14 protein-coding genes are annotated in these 18,516 nt (G+C 44.0%); 8 read left to right on the top strand and 6 right to left on the bottom strand.

Annotated elements, in window-relative coordinates; translation table 11 throughout:
* Positions 1–150: 150 nt before the first annotated feature.
* The 3 genes from QUA50_RS29295 to QUA50_RS22350 all read left to right on the top strand — a co-directional run bounded on the left by QUA50_RS29295 (position 151) and on the right by QUA50_RS22350 (position 2,490).
* Positions 151–345, top strand: a complete 195-nt coding sequence (locus tag QUA50_RS29295; protein WP_445243185.1) for a transposase — start codon at positions 151–153, stop codon at positions 343–345.
* Positions 346–389: 44 nt separating this feature from the next.
* Positions 390–935: a transposase gene (locus tag QUA50_RS22355; protein ID WP_333267053.1), complete on the top strand. Its 546-nt coding sequence runs from the start codon at positions 390–392 to the stop codon at positions 933–935.
* A gap of 99 nt (positions 936–1,034) precedes the next feature.
* Positions 1,035–2,490 (top strand): IS5 family transposase gene (locus QUA50_RS22350; protein WP_333267051.1). Its coding sequence is split into 2 segments (ribosomal slippage): positions 1,035–1,091 and positions 1,093–2,490, totalling 1,455 coding nucleotides; the frame shifts between segments, so codons are not numbered across the junction.
* 178 nt (positions 2,491–2,668) lie between these two features.
* Here the strand turns inward: QUA50_RS22350 and QUA50_RS22345 are convergent.
* Positions 2,669–3,682 (bottom strand): IS701 family transposase, encoded by a 1,014-nt coding sequence (locus tag QUA50_RS22345; RefSeq protein WP_333267049.1) that lies wholly within the window; start codon positions 3,680–3,682, stop codon positions 2,669–2,671.
* Between the two features lie 417 nt (positions 3,683–4,099).
* Here QUA50_RS22345 and QUA50_RS22340 point away from each other — a divergent pair, with 417 nt between their 5' ends.
* Complete coding sequence (locus QUA50_RS22340; RefSeq protein ID WP_333267047.1) at positions 4,100–4,243, top strand: hypothetical protein; 144 nt, start codon at positions 4,100–4,102, stop codon at positions 4,241–4,243.
* Between the two features lie 101 nt (positions 4,244–4,344).
* On the opposite strand, the gene QUA50_RS22335 is transcribed toward QUA50_RS22340, so the two are convergent.
* Complete coding sequence (locus tag QUA50_RS22335) at positions 4,345–4,512, bottom strand: hypothetical protein (protein WP_333298865.1); 168 nt, start codon at positions 4,510–4,512, stop codon at positions 4,345–4,347.
* Positions 4,513–4,992: 480 nt separating this feature from the next.
* Between QUA50_RS22335 and QUA50_RS22330 the strand changes: the two genes are divergently transcribed.
* Both QUA50_RS22330 and QUA50_RS22325 read left to right on the top strand, forming a co-directional pair.
* A complete protein-coding gene (locus tag QUA50_RS22330) occupies positions 4,993–5,490 on the top strand; it encodes a hypothetical protein (RefSeq protein WP_333267043.1) in 498 nt (165 codons plus the stop codon).
* A gap of 371 nt (positions 5,491–5,861) precedes the next feature.
* On the top strand, positions 5,862–6,305 hold the full coding sequence (locus QUA50_RS22325; protein WP_333298863.1) for a DnaB-like helicase C-terminal domain-containing protein: 444 nt from the start codon (positions 5,862–5,864) through the stop codon (positions 6,303–6,305).
* A gap of 54 nt (positions 6,306–6,359) precedes the next feature.
* Here the strand turns inward: QUA50_RS22325 and QUA50_RS22320 are convergent, their stop codons facing one another.
* From QUA50_RS22320 to QUA50_RS22310, 3 genes are all read right to left on the bottom strand, one after another.
* Positions 6,360–8,198, bottom strand: a complete 1,839-nt coding sequence (locus QUA50_RS22320) for a DUF1998 domain-containing protein (RefSeq protein ID WP_333267039.1) — start codon at positions 8,196–8,198, stop codon at positions 6,360–6,362.
* Positions 8,199–8,445: 247 nt separating this feature from the next.
* The gene (drmA, locus tag QUA50_RS22315) at positions 8,446–11,859 is read right to left on the bottom strand and encodes a DISARM system helicase DrmA (RefSeq protein WP_333267037.1); all 3,414 of its coding nucleotides are present in this window, start codon (positions 11,857–11,859) and stop codon (positions 8,446–8,448) included.
* Positions 11,860–12,085: 226 nt separating this feature from the next.
* A complete protein-coding gene (locus QUA50_RS22310) occupies positions 12,086–12,421 on the bottom strand; it encodes a XisI protein (protein WP_333267035.1) in 336 nt (111 codons plus the stop codon).
* A 177-nt stretch (positions 12,422–12,598) separates the two neighbouring features.
* Here QUA50_RS22310 and QUA50_RS22305 point away from each other — a divergent pair, with 177 nt between their 5' ends.
* Both QUA50_RS22305 and QUA50_RS22300 read left to right on the top strand, forming a co-directional pair.
* Positions 12,599–13,375, top strand: a complete 777-nt coding sequence (locus QUA50_RS22305; RefSeq protein WP_333267033.1) for a HipA family kinase — start codon at positions 12,599–12,601, stop codon at positions 13,373–13,375.
* A 29-nt stretch (positions 13,376–13,404) separates the two neighbouring features.
* Complete coding sequence (locus QUA50_RS22300; RefSeq protein WP_333267031.1) at positions 13,405–14,238, top strand: DUF3037 domain-containing protein; 834 nt, start codon at positions 13,405–13,407, stop codon at positions 14,236–14,238.
* Positions 14,239–14,297: 59 nt separating this feature from the next.
* On the opposite strand, the gene QUA50_RS22295 is transcribed toward QUA50_RS22300, so the two are convergent.
* Positions 14,298–18,434, bottom strand: a complete 4,137-nt coding sequence (locus tag QUA50_RS22295) for an Eco57I restriction-modification methylase domain-containing protein (RefSeq protein ID WP_333298861.1) — start codon at positions 18,432–18,434, stop codon at positions 14,298–14,300.
* Positions 18,435–18,516: the final 82 nt, after the last annotated feature.

The following is an 18,516-nucleotide window of genomic DNA, read 5'->3' as shown; positions in this document are numbered from 1 at the left end:
CAACGCCCTGTTAAAAAATAAACGCTCAAATGCTCGCTCTATATAGAACCAATCTGGGATCTTAGATAATGAGGTAAGATGAAAAATAAATGCCATATTCCAGTAGCTTAACCGCTCCAGAATGGGAACTTATCAAGCCGTTATTGCCCAATAAAAAGCAAACTAGACCGCCACGGTGGACTTGCACGACAAATCCTAGATGGCATCTTTTATCAACTCAAGAATGGATGTAACTGGGGCGACCTACCCAAAAACCTACCACCCTACTCTACGGTATTCGGGCACTACAAACACTGGAGGTCAGAAGGGGTTCTCAAACAGATTAGAGATGCTTTGCACTCCTAGCTACGAGTCCAGGTCAAGAAAAACCAAAGTGGACAAGATTACTAATGATCGACTCACAAACAGTGAAAAACACCTGTAACGCCAGTGTGATATCAAAAGGGTTTTGTTTCTACAAATTGACGAATGGGATCAAGAGACATTTGGCTGTGGATAGCTTGGGATTCCCCTTCTTCACCCATTGTACCAAAGCCAACGTCTCGGATGACCAGGGGTTGATTGAGATGCTGGCGAACAACATTGATTACTTCCAAGATAAACCCGATGACCGGCCCTTAACTACCATCCTGCTCGACAAGGGGTATCATCCAGATGTGCTGCTCAAAGCGTTAGAAGAGATTTATCCCCAAATTATGACCAAAATTCAATTTGAACTGGCTCCCAAGCCGACAAAGGCTCAAAAGCAGAAGCAAGGGAAGAAAGGATTTGTCGTCATACTGACCCGGTGGGTAATTGAGCGCTCGAATGCGAGTATGGAACGGTGCAAGAGTTTGGTAAAAAATTTCGAGCCGACACTCGATCATGCGACTGCCAAACTCAATCTATCAGGACTTACGCAGGCACACTACATAGGGCTTGCTGAAAAAGCCTAAAACCCTTACATCAAAAGACTTTGGCTCCTGACGGCGCTGAGCGTGTGTAAGATTATGAGCTAAAATTAGTCAAAAGCCTAGTACAGCATCACTTTCGTAATGTACCGAAAAGTTGACCCAAGCCCAAACCCACCATCCAACTTTGACCTGCCCATCTGCAGGGAAATTGTCAGAGGATAATCGTTGGGTAATCATGGCAAAAATAATTCCGTGGTCAGAATTTGAAGCCGAATATGCTCAAAATTTTACAGTCTCAACAGGAGCACCAGCGAAATCGTTTCGGATAGCATTAGGGGCATTAATAATTAAAGAAAGGTTAGGAACCAGTGACTCGGAAACAGTAGAACAAATAAGAGAAAACCCATACCTACAATACTTTATAGGCATGACTACCTATAGTGATGCTTCACCATTTGACTCATCAATGTTCGTTCATTTTCGGCAAAGAATAGGTGTCAACCTAATCAATAAAATTAACGAAAAAATGGTTAAAGAGCAGACAGAACTGCCAGGAGAGGAAGTCGAAAAAAAGTCATCAGAAATAAGTGAACCCAAAAATCAAGGAAAATTAATATTAGATGCAACCTGTGCCCCAGCAGACATAAAATATCCTACCGATTTAGGACTATTAAATCAAGGGAGGGAATATACCGAAAAAATCATAGATGCTCTACACACTCAAATTAAATCGCAAAAAAAAAAACCAAGAACCTATCGAAACACAGCCAGAAAAGCATACTTAACAGTAGCCAAAAACCGGAAACCATCACGAAAAGTACGAAGAAAAGCGATTAAAAAACAACTCCAATATATCAAAAGAAATTTAGCTCATATCGATGGTATGGGAGAACTACAGTCTCTGAGTAAATATTATTATAGAATGCTGTTAGTGGCAACAGAAGTCTACCGTCAACAATTATGGATGTATGAAAACAAAAAAAACAGTATAGATGACCGAATAGTAAGTTTAACACAACCACACATCCGCCCGATCGTCAGAGGGAAAGCCGGGAAATCCGTTGAGTTTGGGGCAAAGCTGTCAGCCAGTTGTCGTAACGGATACGTGTTTTTAGACCGAATTAGTTGGGATAATTTTAACGAGTCTGTAGACTTAAAGAAACAAGTAGAAGAATTTAAACGGTTCACGGGATTCTATCCTGAATCAATTCATGTAGATCGAATTTATCGAAAGAAAGAAAATCGAGCGTGGTGCAAAGAAAGAGGGATTAGAATGAGTGGCCCCCCTCTAGGAAGGCCCCCGACAAATATCAGCAAGTCAACGAAAAAACAGGCTCAGTCAGACGAGAGAATTCGTAACTCAATTGAGGGAAAATTTGGAGAAGCCAAAAGAAGATTCAGCCTCGGTAGAGTGATGGCTAAACTTGGTAATACTTCTGAAACAAGCATCGCAATAACTTTTCTGGTGATGAATCTTTCTGCCCTGCTACGGCAGGCTTTTTGGCTTTTTTTCTGTCTATTTCACAACAAAAACCTTTTGTCATGTTTGTTGGCTTCAATCATTGGTAAAAGCTATGTTTCGCCATCACAAGATTGACAAAACTTATATTGCCGATGCCAGCTCAAATTCACTCATCTTTCTAAATGCTGTTTTCTGACTTTTTCAGCAAGCCCTACATATAGTGTGCCGAAAAAGGGCAACCGCGTTTTCACTCCGACCGCGATCGTCCATACAATAAAAAATTTAATTAATCAAGAAATCACCAACTCTTCTGTCAAACAAGTGCTAAACGTATTGCTGGGTATTTCAGTTCCTTTTTGAGATAGTCTGACAGTAATTCACTCTTTAATTGATAGATGGTTTTTCCCATTAAACGCGCTGTTTTTTTGAGAAATGTCCATACTAAAATTGCACAGGTAATATGATTCCTTTGAATCCTGGCTTTACGGCACTGACAAGATTCAATACCTGTTAATTGTTTGAGCTCACGATGAAATTCTTCGATTTTCCAGCGTTGACTACAAATTTTCCTGACATCTGTTATGTCATTTTGATTTAAGTCATTAGTTACTACATATTCCGTCCTGTTGGCAGAAACAGTGACGCGGAAAAGTTTCACTTTTTTATCGGCAGGAAAGTTTTTGATTTTGATCAGTTTTCCTGACAGGAGTTCCGATTCTGTCCACTGCACTTTTTCAATTTGTTTATATTTTTCTACTCCCCTTGTATCATCTACCAACCGATTCTTTTTTAAAGGGCAATAATAAATTTTTCCTAAATTATCAATCATTGCCATCAGTTTTTGACACGCATACCAGCTATCCATCAAGACTTTGGCAAAAGGCAGTTGTTTGCAATTTACCAAATCATCTATCATATCAGCAACGTGTTCTAGCTTGCTTTTGCCATCTCCCAATGGCTCATAAATTCGGTAATCTATTACCCAAAATTGGTTGATTTCCCTATTGATATACACACAATTAATCAATCCTATTCCGGGTAAAATTCTGTGTTCTGTACCACTATATTGACGATGAACTAATTCAATTTTTTGTCCAAACCTTTTATCTAAAATTGTGTCGTCAAATACTACACAAGCCTCATCACTCTTTTGGATGTCTCGTTGAATATTCTGCCACAATAAACTAGGGCTCAATTCTGATTTCTTGAGATAACGATTGATAGTATCATGGCTGAATTGTTGCAGATAGTCTGCTAAATTTGTCAAGGTGTAATTGGTTTGACTACTAAGTAAATATTGGCAATAATCCAAATGGTTGAATGACATATTTACACATTGCCTTCAATGGTTAATTACTTATTTTAGCTCTGATTACCTCGTATTTAACATTTTGAAAGATACCAAAAATACCTGAGCCCTTGATCTGTCGATCGCCCTTGATCTGTCGATCGCCCTTGATCTGTCGATCGTCCTCTAAGTCAAGTGGGTGCGATCCTGCAACGAGTGCTTCGCTAACGTAGTTGTCTGCACACTACATATAGTGTGTCTGCGTAAGTCCTGTATACGTTTTTATGATATCGCCCATCACCTTTTAGCTGCTTAAACTCTTCAAATTGCGTCTCGCCAACTATCGCCACAATATCGACTGATGCAAGAAAGGCCCGCGTCGATTGCCACCGCAAAATCCTCCTCAATAGCTGAAGCTACGGCGCGAGATGGGTAGCCGATCACCTGTTTGATTCTATGAACTCCGTCGTAGGCGATCGAGCTGTCGCTCAAGCCGATCGCTACCCAGATGTGACGGGAGGAATTGATGCCAGTGCTGCTACGAAGTTGTCACAACAACAGGAGCAATGTGAGCAACCGGCACAGTCGAAGAGCGGGTAACAATCAAGCTACTTAACATCTATGATGCCCCATTCATAAGGGTGCATCGTTTTTATTTAAAATTAGTAAATAAGGTTTTGTACGGACAAAAACATTGCTTGCTACCGATTGAGAACAGCCAAAACCAGCCTCAACAGGCAAAGGCAGTCCTTGGACAAAAAAGCAGTAATTTGACCGAAAAAGTCAGGCATTTGCAGGATATTTTCCGGTAAATACAGGTAAAGTGCAGTTCCTGCAAATACCTGCAAACTCCTGACTTTATACTGCACTTGCCTGACTTTATACTGCAAATGCCTGATTTTAGCTGACGCAACAATTAGCTAATTTTTTAGCGTTTTTAACAAAAAGTGGATTGATTTAATAATCAAGTTACAGTATCTAAGTTGAATTAAAAATCAAGTTAAGCAAGTGTGAGAAAATTGGCAACACAGCAGCCGTTATGTCAGCCTTGACAGTCGGGTGAAATATTATTGTCGGGCCCGCGCTTTGCAATCGGCTAAACTGTTATTGCCCGAGCGAGCTTGACAGTCGGATAAAAATTTACCGCCTGACTCGGTTTACAGTAGTCGCTCGACTTCCACCTATTAATGGCGGTTATAATTCATCACCTTATTAATACAGGCAGCAATCTCTAGGCGTAAAGAGCGATCGCTAATATATCCCCACAAAAAATTAGTTCGCCGTCCCTGTCCCAATCCAAAAACCCTAGTGAGGCTCAGTATTATCTGTGGCCTGAAGACTACAAAACCATGAAAACCTACGGAGAAGTGGGAATTCCTCTCAACAATTTCACTTTCCTCGATGGCACCCGATTTTATCACTACCTTGAAATGTGGATTAATAAGTGGCGTAAGATTTTGGTTAAAGAGCAGAAACATAATTTTCTTTTTCTCCAGTACAAAAATGGAAAACTTCTGAATTCATCAAGTTTTGGAAAAAAAGTTAAACAAGTTTTTTGGCGCTTTGCCGAAATTGCTATGTCTCCTCACAAGTTGCGTCACTCGTTTGAAACCTACAGTCAAGAAATTGGTCTATCAGACGCCGAAAAACAAGCTTCAGTTTTAGCAATGGGACACAGCCTTGAAACTAAAAGGAAACACTACGACTTACGCGAAAAGATTAAAATCATGCAACCAGCTCTCGATTTTAACCAGCGAATTGTTGAAAAAGAACTCAGGAGCTTTGACCGAAGCAAATTGGTTGAAGAGATGATTAATCTTGATGATGAGGATGACGACGAAGAATAATCTATTAGCCCCAAGCATCGCTTGGGGCTTTTTGGTTAGCTTCCTTTTTAGACTGCAATCCTATAACCCTTGACTAGCCTCGGCTCGAACGCTAGTCTGTACTTTAACAATCCGATGTGTTTTCTGGCTGCCTATCTGTGTGATATGTACGATTGTTTGAACCAATATACTATTGAGCTTTATGTACTGTATTAATAACCGCAATCCGTGCCTTTTCAGTCGCTTTTATTAATGACAGTCCTTGCTCCAAAGCCTCACTAATTTTTTGAGAGAAAGGCTTTGTTTTGCTAAAAACTCTTCTGCCGACTCACTAACAGAAGGTCGCTAAACGTGCTGATTCCAGTTTTTAGTACGCTCCATTCCTGTTTTGATTGCTTGCGAGCGCCTGCCAGCACGCTCTTGTTCTTTGCGAGCACGACCCCTTGGGTTTGGTAATTGTTGATTACCTGCAATTGATGGTGAATTCAGCCGATGAAAATTTTGTCAATAAAATCAGCGAAATTACGCGGCAGATGAAGATTTTGGCTCGCGAGGTTGACGCGCCGGTTGTGCTGCTTTCCCAGCTCAATCGGGGGGTAGAGACTCGCACAAATAAACGTCCAACTTTATCGGATTTGCGTGGCTCTGGTGGGATTGAACAGGATGCGGATGTTGTGCTTGGAGTTTACAGGGACGATTATTACAATCCTGATTCTCCTGATAGAGGAATGGCTGAAATTATTGGATTGAAAGGGCGCAATAGCGGAACGGGAACGGTTAAGTTGCTGTTTGATGCTGAATGCTGTCGGTTTCGGAATATCTATAAACTCCGGTAATATTAAACGGAATTCCCCACGGGGGAAATTTCCGTTGCCTGTCTTCCTTAGAGATCACAATTCATCGGGGAAAAAAGCAGCACTGTTACCACTAACTGTGTTTACGACCAAAGCCCGATCGAGAAAATCGTTGCGCCGTTCGCAAGAAGTCTCAGCAATCAGCAAACACCCATGACAAGCAGCCCCATGTAAGAAACGGTCTTCGGCATGATTTTCCGGTTCGTGTTGAGCACACACTGGGTCGTTAGAGCAAAGCCTTCCTAACTCCAATGCGCTGATTAACAGTAATTCAATGCGCTTGCCAATTTGCACCAATCCCCCCAAAGTTCCATCATTACCAGAGGTGCCGGTATAGAGCAAAATACCGTAGCCTGAATCCCCAGCATAAATGCGTTCCCGGATGGCACTAGCCGCGTAGCCACATTCCAGAGAAACAGCAGTAATTAATAAGTGAGAGAGGGAGTGCAACATAATGTAAGGCAATCCCGGAAACTTGGCTTTGTCCTGCGGAATCCCTCTAGTGTTACACCATTTCTGGAAACCCCTATCCAACTCTTCCCCTCTTTCTCGAACAGCTTTTTGCTTCAGCCATTGGTCAATTGCCTGTTTTTTAAAGGCGATAAATACTCCTTCACCCCTATTTTCAATCGCCGGTACCCACGTCGGATCGATGTCAAGAGCTGCCCGTCGCACGTTAATATCTAATTCACCCTCAATATCCGGCATAGCTGCTTCAAAACGAGTAAATCCGACTTGCGCCACGACTTCTCGGAGCCGATGCACTAGAATAATGCGTTCAATGCGAGCTGTTGCGAGAGGATTTAACCCCTCTAACTTGCGAGCGCGGGCGTAAAAATCTCCTTCGGACACATCTTCCCCAACTTCATCAGGACTAGCAAGTAAAGTTTCAATCTCCACTTGCTTAATGCTTTTTTTTGTATTAGAAAATCCTGCCTTTCTTCGCTGTATTTCTGCCCAAACCGCTTCGTTGCTTAAACCTTCTAAAGCATTAAAGACTTTTTGTTTTTTTCGCTCTTTTCTGATATCATTTAACTCTTCAGCATATTGCAGGAAATCTTCATAAACTTGATTGACAGCTTCCCTGAGTTTGGCGTCAGTGTCCGGCAGAGAAATCACGCTAAGCACTTGAGCAAAATAAGCATTACTCGCCGATCGCACTAACAGTCGATTATACAACGGGCGATCGCCCTCTCTAGAAAGGCAAGGTTCTTTTGCAACCGGGCCGAGCCAAGGGCGCTCTCCCAAGCACCGGCCAAGCACTTTAGAATACGGGACAGTGGCATCAGAAAGGGGGCGACGGGCTTTGCAAGCTTCGCAGCGAACGAAGATTTCAGCGAAATCATTGCCAGAACCGCTTTCATCGAGCCACAATTGCCCTCGGCATAGAGCGTCCAAATTGTTGTGGGCAAAAGCATTCCAATTGATATCGCTGATATGTCCGTTGGCGCAAGCTTGCACGAAGCGCACCGGAACAACAGGCTTTTTCTTCCTCTCAGCATTAAGATATTTTCCCTTAACCAAACTCCCCCAACGAATTAAAGGTCTGGTGCGGTATTCTTTGCCGTTGAAAGCTTTCCAAGTGCTATCCTCTTGCGCTACAAACCAAGTGGGAAATGTGAAGGCGGTGATGCCTGTGCGAGGGGCACTGGGGTCTTGTTCATCTACAGGGGGAGCGTACAGGGCAACGCGGGCCAGGCCGAGAATTTCGGCAACTCGCTCTTCCAGGCGCTCTTCGTGGATGCGCGATTTATCGCCCCGCCAGTGGTTTAACCCGCCAATAATAATCGAATAGTTGGGCAAATCGACCATTGCCCCTGGCCCGAAGGTGGTTAAAATTTGACTTTGGCGAATTTGTCCTGATGGGATTTTCATATTGATTTTAGTTAGTTTGTAGTTGGTAGGGTAAGTCAGCCGGAAATTTGTTCGCAATTAGTTACTTAGTAGGGTGCGTCAGGGAGAAATCTTCCGCTAGGCAAATAATCTTTTTTTCTGATACACCCTACTGAGTTTATTTGTAGGCTGCGTCAGAGAGAAATTTGCTCGCAATTAAATAATCTTTTTTTCTGACGCACCCTAAGCGAGTTAATCTTGATGCTCAATCTGACGCGACGTGGGCGAATTAATCCTCCTCATCAATCTCTAAGCCATCTGGATTTTTCACCCACAAATTGACAACAGGTTCCACATCTCTCAAACTACGCTGTGCTTTAAACTTTTTAGCGAGTTGCGGTTGCCTCTGCAAGTCTGGGTCAAGGGGGTCAAATAATAAAGGCGGTGCAACTCCCACTTCTTGCTGATATTGCAAACTGCCTTTTTCCGAAGCTATGTATTGCCAAGTATCGAGCAAATTATTGACTCGCTCTTTTAGTTTCAGACGCAATTCTTCGGTTTCTTCGGCGTCTCGGTCTTGGTCGTGGATTTCAGAACGCTGGGCAATGATATCAGCAACAAAATCTAAATTTGAGCGTTGTTCTGTAATTTTAATTGCATTTAAAGGTGCGGTCATTTCTGGATTGCCTAGACGCGCTAAAGCAACGGTAATCGCAGCAATTCCTCGGTCAATGGCGCGGGGGGAAAAAGGCGTGACGCTGGTTGCTTCGACTGCCCGGTAAAAAGTGTTGTGCCACGCGCCGAAACGTTCGTAGTGAGAGCGATCGCGCGGTCTGTGTACATTTAATAATGTTACGACTAATCCCGGCCGCTGTTCGTCTCGCCCTACTCGCGAGGTTGCTTGAATGTACTCGGCGGCTGTTTTTGGCTGTCCTAATACGACCATTAATCCGAGGCGAGTGATATCTAAACCCACAGAAATCATATTAGTTGCTAGTGCAGCATCCACTCGGTGTGCGTCTGAAAAAGCTAAGGCTAAACAGCGCTTTGCTTCCGAAACTTGGCTAGTGCTAACGCGAGAAGTTAATTCTAAAGGTTCATCGTTAATTCGGCGGTTAGCAAAACATCCTGACTGCTCATTTTCCCGTTTTCTCTGGCTATATCCTAACAATCTAGATTTGACTTCATCTTCAACAATGCGCCGACTTCCCCCCAGTTCTCGCAGGGAGTTAAAATAACCCAATAAGGTCATGTAAGAGTCAGCAGGATTATTTTTATTCCTCGCACCACCGTTGGCATCCCAATGTTTTTGAGCCGCCCCTAATACAGCTAAATAAGTCCGCAGCAAGATGACTTTTAAGCTGCGACCTTGAGCGGCAATGCCGATATAAGTGCGGGGGTTTTGTTCCGTGGCGGGGACAGTTTTGGCGAAGAATGAATCGCGGCGGTCTGGGCCAGGAGGCGGAAAAACATCGACTTCTGTGCGACCAAATAAGGCGCGAATTTGTTTTGTTGCTCGCCGCACGGTGGCAGTTGAAGCAACTATTTTAGGATAGATTTTTTTGCCATTTTTGTCAAAAGCTGATAAGGCGTCGATAGCCGTTTCATAAAGTCCGACCATCGTGCCTAAGGGCCCGGAAATTAGGTGCAATTCATCTTGTATAATTAAATCTGGTGGTAGGAGAGGTTTTTCTAGTGTCCGACCGATGCCAATAGTAGCCGGGCCGTAAAATCCGTTGTCATCATAGCGATCGACTTTTCCGAATAAAGCCCCACTTTCTCCGACCCAAGGTAGGTTGGCAAATTTATCGACTGTGGCGATGATAAAACAGGGGACGCGGCGATAGATGGGGTCATCAACCGCAACAATGGGCAAGGGATTATTTCCTTTAAAAGTACATTGCGCTTGACCATTGGCAAAGCGTTTACGGTTGGTGCAGAGAATTCTTAAATCCGTGGGATTTTCTCCATTGGGGAATAAGGTAAAGGAGTTGCGGGTGAATTTTTCACCGCACCAAGGGCAGTTTTCTAACGGAATGGGTGAGGGTTTACTACGATCGTCGTTTTGATAGGCAATGGTGCGGGCACGGGCACTTTCTGGGTTGTTGTCCCCTTTGCGTCCCATGCGGTTTGGCGTGGCTGCTTGTCCGACCCACAACCCGATTTCAAAAGGCCAAGTGCCAAGTTTTTGAACATCGTTTTGCCGTTCTAATTCTAAAGCGCAGATCAGGGTGGCGGCACGACTCAGTTGGTCTAAGGTTAACAGGCGTAAAGTGTAGCGCATTAAGACACTAACCCCGGCCCCGCTAAGCCCTGGATTTCGCAACCGTCGCAGAACTAAAGTAAATGCGGCTAACCCTAAATATGCTTCTGTTTTGCCGCCGCCGGTGGGAAAAAATAGCAAATCTACGATGTCCCGATCGCCCATTTCTGGATCGGCAATTCCAGTTAAGTTCATCAGCAGAAATGCTAGCTGAAACGGCCGCCATTTGGGGGCGTGGATTTCTGCGGGGGTTTTCTCACTGTCATGGGTAACCCGTTGACGGATGGATCTGGCGATCGCGAAATTAGCAATTCTAAAAGCCTCGAACACTTCGGGGTCATTCATAGCGTCGAGGCCCGCAGCGATGCGATCGCGCGCGACTTGGGCGCGGTTGAGCAACTTTTGGGCAATTTGAGCTCGGTTGAGATCGAGGGGGAATTTGTGTCCCTGGTCTGCAATCCAATCGCCGTAAGCTGTTACCATTGGCTCTAGCATTGACCGCAAAGCTGCGGGACTGGGTGCCGCAGCGATCGCTTCCATTTCCAGTTCAGTTCCGGGTACAATGGCCGCGATAACTTTTTCTACGTCAGCGGTGGGTATCCAGGCGGTGCGAATTTCCTTGCAAATCGAGTCGGAGTGGACGAGGGCGATCGCCGAAATGTTGTGACCAACAGCAAATTCGCAGTCTTCCCGATACTGCAAGTCTGCCACCTTTTCATCCCAATCATCATCGGTTTGTCCCCGCAAATTCGGGCGGGGGACGAGGGGGTAGGGGGTGTGAATAGTTAAAGTTGCTTGGAAGATGTAAGTGGTATCTCGCAAGGAGTCGTCGGTGGTGGGAGTGCGGTAGTTGACAAGGAAAGCGGAGACGGAACGGGTACCGGGGGGTAACTTAATCTGGGACAAGACGGGGCGAACGGAAATGACGAGTTTTAAGCCGCCGCTGTCGGGAATGTCCAAGGTGTAGGGCGAGGTGCTGCTTTTGATGGGAACATCTACCTCTACCTGTTGAGGTTTCCGCAGCCAATCACCGGAGACGAGACTTTGCAGTTTGGTTTCTGCTTTTTCCTCTTCTGTGGGAATGGGCGAGTAGTCGCCCCAAGATGCGATCGCCCGGAAGTGAGTTGCTTCTTTGGGAACCAGGAAACTCAGCCCCATTGAAGAGGGAAAAAATGCTCTGCGGGCGGAGGATTTTTCCGGGGGGTTTTCGTCGTCGCCGGGACTGGGGCGGCTGAGTTCGTCGAGTTCGTCGTTGCTGGTGTCGTCGCTGCGCTGTTCGAGGCCGGCCCCGTAGGGTACGAGAAAACCGCTGAGATACCAGCGGGAAGGGGGTTGGTTGATAATTTCTGCGGCGTGGGCTTCGTCGTCAGGGATGGGGCCGATGAGGTCGAGTTGTAAAGCGTCGATTAGGTGTTGGCGAACTTCGGCGGGGGTTGTCATATAGCAGTTAGTAGAGTGCGTCAGACCCCAATATTTTCTCACATTAACGATATTTTTTTACCTGACGCACGCTACCAATAAAATGTTATCGCCAACCAATTAGGTAAAAAACCCGGTTTCTTTAGCATCAGAGATAGTCAGAAACCGGGTTTTTGGAGAAAATTCTTGGTTGTCGCCGACAAATTAGGTAAAAAACCCGGTTTTTTTAGCATCACGGGCATTGTTTTTAGGCGGTAATAAGGACTTGCGCTGGTGGCATAAAACCTAAGATGATATCATTTTGATGAATGCCTTCGTCAATTAAATTTTGGGTAATGCCGCCTTCCATACCGTCATATTCAATGTAGATTTTACCAGCTTCCAACGTGATATAAATAAGGTTTCCTCTGATTCGCCGCCCCCGATCCCAACCAACTTGCATCAAGGCGTAGCGATCGCGAGTTTCGTCAAACACAGGATCTAGTCGGATCTCTCCGTGAGAAGGCTTTAATTGGGCATATTTCCAGATTACCTGTTTGACAATTTCTCGGTAGGTGGTTGCATTATTCGTTAAGTTATCCATTGTTCAACCTCTAATTTTTCTCAATCGGTTACTAGCAAATTTAACTGAACCGTATGGCTCTATAATTTATAATCTTCAACTCTATTTGTTATGTCCAGATTTTTGTAAAATGACTGGACAAAACAGATAGTAATCAGATAAGTTAGGAGAATATACTTAAATTTTATACTTGCTTTTATGGGCCAAAATGAAAACACAGAAAACGCGAGGGAACACTGGAAGCAACAGCTCAACGATGCACTCTCCCGACCAGAAACAGCTATCAGCGCAACAACTTTTCGCAAAGGGTGGAGAACGAAAGCAGAACCAGTTTTGCTCAAGTGTCAGGATGGTAGAGAGTATGTGGTTAAAGGTCAACAAGCAGGGCGACAAATTGTAAATGACCAGATTACTGCAAGGCTTGGCTTTGCAATAGGCGCACCCGTTGGCGAACCTAAGATTGTTGAAGTGTCGGCTGAACTTATTGCGATTGAACCTCGTCTCTCTCATATTCCTTCAGGCACAGCACACGCTACTCTCTTTATACCAGATTGCTTTGATAGTTGGGAGTTGATTGCAACTAGCGAACCTGAAAATAGATCCAGGTTTGTTTTGCTTGCTGTGTTGTACGGATGGGTCTATGCTAACGACATCCAGTTTATTTTCCAGAAGAATCCACCGCGATTAGTTTACTCGGTGGATCATGGTCATTTCTTTCCCGGTGGCCCCAATTGGACAGAGCGTGATCTGATACAAGCACCCAAAGCTGAACTAAACTCCTATTTGCGTGAAAATTGCAACTTTACCCCAGATGAGATTAGCTCGGCACTCCGGGCGCTTTCAAGCGTCAGTGAAGAAACAATCATTCAAGCAGTGGCAGCTCCGCCTAACGAGTGGGGGCTAACTCTTGACGAGCGTGTTACTCTAGTAGAATACTTAACTAGACAGCAACAACAATTATTAACTTTTTTGTAAGCACTTTCTTATAGAGGGAGGCAAAAGCAATGGCAAGCAGATATAGTATCGTTCAATACGTCCCCAATCCCATCGCTGATGAACGGATTAATATTGGCGTTGTTGCTTTTGATGACAATGATGTGCGCGTACAATTTTTGAATAATTGGAGTCGAGTGCAGGCTTTTGGTCGCGAAGATATTCATTTTCTCAGAGACTTTGCGAAACGAATGAACTTCGCCGCCAGTGAGGGTTTGCTTTTCCCCGGAGATGAGCCAGATGGCACTCCTAAACATGAGCGATTAAAAAAAATTGCACAGGGTTGGATTAACAGTATTCAATTCACAGAACCTCACGGCTCTTTAGATAATGTCGAGAATTTATTAGAAGATATCGCGCAGACTTACCTGGTTAATGTAGTTCCTACAAAAACTAAGCGAAATCGCCAAGATGCTGCGAGGATTACAACTTCTATAATTAGAAAAACTCTTATATCCTATGATGATAAACCTGCTTTAAAAGAAATGCTAAAAAATGATTTTCCTGTAAAAGGAAGTCATAAAGAACACAAGTTTGATGCGGTTGTTGCTAACGGTCAACCTTACTTTGCGGCGCACGGAATATCCTTTGAGGTTCACATTCCTGAAAGTCTCCAAGATTCTATTTCTTGGATGATTTCAGATGTCAAAGAATCTGATCCTAAATTGCCCATAGGAATTGTTGCACTTCCCCCAAAACAAGAGTGGCAGGATTATGAAAAACTAAACAAATTGTATCAAACAACTATCTCAACTTACAGGGATTTGGGGGCGGAAGTTTTGCAAGAAAATGAAGTACAACCTTGGGCATCTCAGACTATTGATAAGTTAGTTGCAATGGTGTGAGTAGGGTGCGTCACTCATCAATTCTTTGCTATTAGCGATAAATCTTCGTCTGACGCACCCTACAGACTATCAGGAAAACCAAGGATACGAGGCGGCTTATCTGAAACTTTTTTGCGAGATTTAGATGATGTCTTTTTACCTCCTTTCGCTTTCCCCTCAGCCGCTTTCCCTCCCAGAATTTCCTCTTGATAGCGTTTCAGATTCAATTCCAGCAATCTCGCTAATACTTCATCGTGGATTTCTTCTGGCCATTTATACCGCCAAGGTTTTTTCTTCTGGCGTTTGCTAATTCCTTCGCTTTCTTCCTCTTCTTCCTCGTAGTCAAGGATGAATTCGCAGTCGGTGGCGATGTCTGTCCACCCGTAGGCGTTTAATACAATTTGATCGCATTCTTGATGTAATTGTCGCAGTTTTATTATATCCGGGTGGCGTTCGTCCGGGTTGTGGAAGCGGTTGTAGGTTTCGGTGAGTCCCTGGTTGTTGCGTATCATTAATTCAGCGCGATATTCGTAGTAGGTTTTGCCTATTTCTTCTAATTCCGGGTTGGTTTCCCAGTTTGAGGGGAAGGGGAAGGTTTCAAAGCAGTCTGTGGGTGTGTAGCGAAGGTCATCTTTCATGGATGAACTGAAAAATCTTGCCCAAATTTCATGGATGCGGGATTGTAGAATGCAGAAAAATGAATTGCGTTCATCTACAAAAACGACTAAACCTTCAGAAAAAACTATGTTTCTGGGTAAAAAAGCAAATGATCCATGCTGACCAACACGGGAAACAACTAACACACGATCGCACTTGGCGATCGCTTTATAAAGAGCAAGTTGTTTTTCAGCAAATTGCCACCAACGAGTCCGATAAACATCACGTTTTAATGAAGCGCGCTGAGGCTTAACTTTTCCCTCTACAATTTGCATCAAATCTGGATATTCCCGCGCCTCAGCTTCACTTATCTCACCAAAATTAATCACATAGCGATTATGAGCATGAGTTGGACTAGAATTAACCTCCTCACCCCCAATATAAGGAAAAATCAGATCGGCATTTTTAGGATTTTGTTGAATTAAACGGTGCATTTCTGTAATAGCTGTAGCATCGGGGTTAGTATCATCAAATGTAAACCCCATACCTAGCACATAGCTACCTATAAAACTTTTACCAGCATTTGCTAATAAAGTTTGAGGGTTTTCATTACCCCCCGCATGAAACAAAAATGCAGAAATTAGCGGAACTTGTCGCCCGTCGAGTATAGGGTGCGTCGCTGCGAGTTGCGTAGGGTGCGTCGCTGCGGGAGATATTCGAGATAAATCGAGAATATCTGTAGCGACGCACCCTACTGTATCTACTTTTTGGATGTTCACAATACTGACTACAACTGCGGCCGAACCAATCCACTTAAACCGCTTTGTTGCATTGTAAATTGTGCCACCATTCTGACAGATATATCTTAAACCAGTGCTGCGCGTGTCACCTTGGGCAATGGTATTTGTAGCAATTAGACCCAAACAACCGCTTTTTCGCAGAATTGTAAAACCTCGTCTAAAAAATTGCGCTACTATGTCAGCATTTCCATCAGATTCAGGGTTAGCTACTTTTAGCCACTCTAAATATTCATTGCCAAAGTTTGTGCTGACTTTTTTTCCTCCCAAAAAGGGCGGATTTCCAATAATCGCATCAAAACCAGGATTTTTTCTATCAAACACTTCGGGAAATTCTATCTCCCAATTAAACGGCATTATTGGCTTTTTTCTAGTTCGCAAATCTTGGCTAATACTTATCAAATCTGAATCTTCAATCAATCCTTTTTGCCACACATCAACCTTTAATCGCAAAGCATCCCGCTTTTCTTTCCGGGCTTTATCTTTATCTTCTGCAAAAAAACAAGAAATTACTAAATCCCCCGTCAAACGTGGATTTTTCAATATTTGTTCAGCTTTTTGATAACTAGCTATCTTCCTGTTTTCCTCTTCATCTCCTAAATTAATTATTTCATCCCGATAGAATTTAGCTTGATTTATATCTTTAGCAATTTTGTCAGCAAACAAAGGCCCATATTCTGATTCACTTTTTTGGGGAATCCAGTTAAAATTCTTAATATCCTCATAGGTCAACCCCACCAAAGAATCGCCACATTTCAACGCATGATCTAAAAAAGTAAACGAATGTTCTTTCGCCAAAGTCACCAACCATAGCGACAGCTTCGCCAAATTAGTTGCAAACGGATTTTTATCCACCCCATACAAACACCGTTGCGCTACCAACCGCCGCGCAAACAACAAAGGATATTCATCAAGGGGAATTTCCGGCAAAGCATTGTGTTTGTTCCAAGCTTCCACTAACCTCTCCGCCAACTGGCGGCAAGTTTCCACCAAAAACGCCCCCGAACCCATCGCCAAATCGCAAACTTTTAACTCTAAAATCTCTTCAGGCGTGGCATTTTCTCCCAATGCTGCTAAAATCGGTCTGAGAGTTTCCTTAACAATTGGTTCCGTCATCGCGCGCGGCGTATAATGGGAACCACTGCGCCGCCGTTCCTCCCCAGGTTGCAAATAAAGAGAACCCACAGGCATTAAAGTGGGAGTTTGCGCTGATACTTTCCGCCCTAACGCCGCGACTAAATCATCAGCATTTTTCGCTTCTTTTAACGCTTTGAGGGAATTACCAGAAATCTCGCATCCCGCCACTTCTTTTAAAAATTTAGCGCGGTCATTTGCCTTAGTTTTGAGAATTTCCTCGACGCTAACCACAACCGTAACTGAGACTTTTGAACTTTTAGGTTTACTCCACACTCCTATAGATGGACTCTGGGCCCGTTCGACTTCGTAACCCATCACCGCTTCGTAAACCGAACCAATTTGTTCTACATCAAGAGCACGGTAAGAAAGTCTATCTCCGTCCAAAATCAACAACCGATTTAATACGCGAAAAATCACCCCATCGGAAATACGCGGCACTTCTGTAAGATGCGTTGCTGTTTCTAAGTTTGTTTCGTGCGTCGCTGTTTGAGTTGTTTGGTGCGTCGCTTGTTCAGTTTTTGACATTTCACCGAGATTTTCGGTGGCGACGCACCCTACTGAGTTTGTTTGGTGCGTCGCTTGTTCAGTTTTTGACATTTCACCGAGATTTTCGACGACGGCGTACCCTACTTTTTTACCTAGTAAAAACGGGTATTCATCCGGGTCAAATAACTGACCGTGACGGGCCGGTAAATACTGAGGTAAATGGCCGCCGCCCTCATAAACCAACCCAAACAAACTTAACAACCACGCCCAAGCGCCATACCGCTGATCCATCGTATCGGGATAATTTCCCGCATCAATTTGCAACCGTTCATACAGTCCCGTCACCGCATAATTCCGCACATACACCAAATCTTGCGGCATCAACCCCTCATCTTCGGCGTACAACAAAAACACCAACCGCATTAAAGTTGTAATCAATCCCCCATAAATATGCTGCGGTTCTGTTTGAGCAATTTCACTCAATAACTTACCATTACTCGCCTCATCCGCTGTCTGAAATCCCCGCAACAATTCCCAGAGGGCATCTAAAACCTGTTCGGCTAATTTTGTCGAAACTTCACTTTGATATTTGCGGCTTTCCTGCAACAAAGCTGGCAAACGGCGTTCCGGTGGCGCAACAAAAATGCGATCCGAACCTAACAGCATTACCATCGCACTTAAAATTGGGCGGCCGGCCACTTCGCACATCGCTGCCACCGGAAACGTCAAATACCCCGATGATTCGCCACGCGGCGCATAAACCAAGCGCAATAGCGAACCGTTGCACAATAACCCCACGTTAACACTCGTTTCGCGCAATAAGCGTTCAAATTTTGCTTGTGGCGAAGCATTCCACTGACCTGCTTTTTCTGAGTCTAAATCTAATTCATCAAAAGGGCGATTATTTTCTATAATTTGGACTAATATACAGGGGCGAACTGCTTCTGGATCTAGAACTGTATAAGTTGGTTTTAAAGTCTCGCCGTAGTCAGGAAGTGGCACCGTAAATTCTGGAGCAATTTCTGCCACTAAATCATAGGGTTCCCACCCCAAAACCTCGGTCACAAAGGCGGGAAAATCTGAAATTAATGCTTGACTTTCCTCGCTATTTGTGGTAATAATTTCTTGCAAAGCTTGCTGCAATTCAACGATATTGCGATTCGGCACGCACTGAAATTTTACTAAGGCGGGAGGCGACACAACAAGTCAGGGTAAACGCATCTTAACTGGAACCCAAAATATGCTACAGTTAAATCCGACTAAATTTCAATGTAGTTTGTTG

It is taken from the genome of Microcoleus sp. M2_D5 (assembly GCF_036701935.1).
Taxonomy (GTDB): Bacteria; Cyanobacteriota; Cyanobacteriia; order Cyanobacteriales; family Microcoleaceae; genus Microcoleus.
Note: the sequence above shows the minus strand (reverse complement) of the source record. Positions and strands in the feature narration are given on the sequence as shown.